We start from the raw sequence: 1,813 nt of genomic DNA on the forward strand, positions 1-1,813 counted from the left end.
TCTGGATTAGGAGATTTACTATAGGGACGGGTTCTTAATGCTGTCCATAAGCCAGATTCTAGTAGATTTGTTTTTACCGTTTCACGAGATAGGCTTGGAAGTTGATCGGGCGTGAACTGTTGAAAAGTTATTTCATCATCACCGTCTAAATCAATGATGACAGCTTGTAAAGCGCGTTTAGTGCCACGTTTTATCGAGCGTATAATCCCTGCCCCTGGAGCAGTAAATAGCACGCCAGGGTTTTTCTTATCACTGAATAAGGCTTGGCCTAATTTGACTTGCTGACCTTCCTCAACCAGCATCGTTGGCTTCATCCCTATATATTCACCGCCTAGTACTGCAATGGATGTGACAGGATTAGCATCGCTAATCACTTGAGCAGGCTTACCTGCAATGGGCAATGTGAGCCCTTTTTTTATAGAAAAATGCATAGATGCTTGGACGGAGACATTAGATTGTCTTCTCCCGAACTCCTTAAGACTTAAAGATGGTGGTTAGTATAGGTATTGTTACGTATTATTGGAAGACGTAGAGCGAGAAAATTAACAAATAATCTAGGTTTATCATCAATTTGAGGGTTTTAACCAACGTAAGCCTATAATGAAGGCGATAAAAGTGGTTGCTGCGGCTAAACTGAATGTTATTGTGGGTCCAGGCGTTAACCAGAAATAACCACTTAATAGACTTCCTAATGCGCCACCTGCTCCGAAGCCGATACTGCTATAGAGTGCTTGTCCTCGTCCTTGGTTTTTGCCTGTAAAATAGTGGTGCACCCAGGCTATTGCTGCGGCATGAAAAGTGCCAAAACTGGCGGCATGGAGCAATTGGGCAAAAATGAGTAAGGCAAGGGATTGTGGATAAAAACCAATAATAATCCAACGTAGACTACTTAGTAATAAGCTGACTAAGAGTACTTTGCGGATGCCATAACGTGGCAGCCAGTGGTGCATAAACAGGAAAATAACGACCTCTGCTATCACACCTAATGCCCAAAGTTGACCAATCAGGCTACGAGCGTAGTGATGTTGTTCTAAGTAGATGGTGTAAAAGGTGTAATACGGCCCATGGCTCACTTGAATTAAAAAACAGATCACAAGAAAGGCGAGAACTTCTTTTTGTTTTAACACGCTACGAAGAGGTTGATGAGCAAGACTTAGATGGCGTGAAGCAGATTCCGGTACTGATAAGCTAACTAGCCATATGGCGGTAAGGCTTATTAATATGGCATAAGGTACAATTCTGGCATCAAACTGTTCGAGAAGAATGCCTAGAAGGGCAACAATAATGATAAAGCCAATTGAACCCCAAAGCCGAATTTTACTATAGTGATGACTATGTTCGCCCAGATGTTGCAGGGTGGTAGCTTCAAACTGTGGTAGAGAGGCATTCCAGAAAAAGCTAAAAAGTAATAATACGAGGGCGATCCAATAATAACTTTGACCAATAAGTATCGCGCTAAATACCACTATGCTGGCAAGACTGGTCCATCGAACAATGGTCATTCGTTGACCTGAGTGGTCAGCGATCCACCCCCAAATATTAGGGGCGACGATTCGAGTGGCCAACAATATGGCGGTTAATTCACCTATCTCGCGCGCACTAAAGCCTTCCCATTGCAAGTAAAGTCCCCAATAGGGAACGATGACTCCGATTGATGCGAAATAGAAAAAATAAAAGCTAGATAAGCGCCAGTAAGGCGTGTTCTTAAGTGGCACGCCCTATTTTATGCTTGAGCAGGAATGATTGGCGTCTTGGTGATGACATCATTATTTTGAGCTCTATGACGAAGCATATGATCCATCAACACAATCGC

General features: G+C 43.0%; 1 protein-coding gene and 1 pseudogene. Both read right to left on the bottom strand.

Translation table 11 applies throughout. The features are described from left to right. Nucleotides 1-401, bottom strand: a pseudogene (locus ACQY6Q_RS04525) (NADH:ubiquinone reductase (Na(+)-transporting) subunit A); the annotation flags it as partial. Nucleotides 402-566: 165 nt separating this feature from the next. Next, nucleotides 567-1,715 (bottom strand): MFS transporter, encoded by a 1,149-nt coding sequence (locus tag ACQY6Q_RS04530; protein WP_427978379.1) that lies wholly within the window; start codon nucleotides 1,713-1,715, stop codon nucleotides 567-569. Nucleotides 1,716-1,813: the final 98 nt, after the last annotated feature.

This window comes from Agarivorans sp., assembly GCF_050295395.1.
GTDB lineage: Bacteria > Pseudomonadota > Gammaproteobacteria > Enterobacterales > Celerinatantimonadaceae > Agarivorans.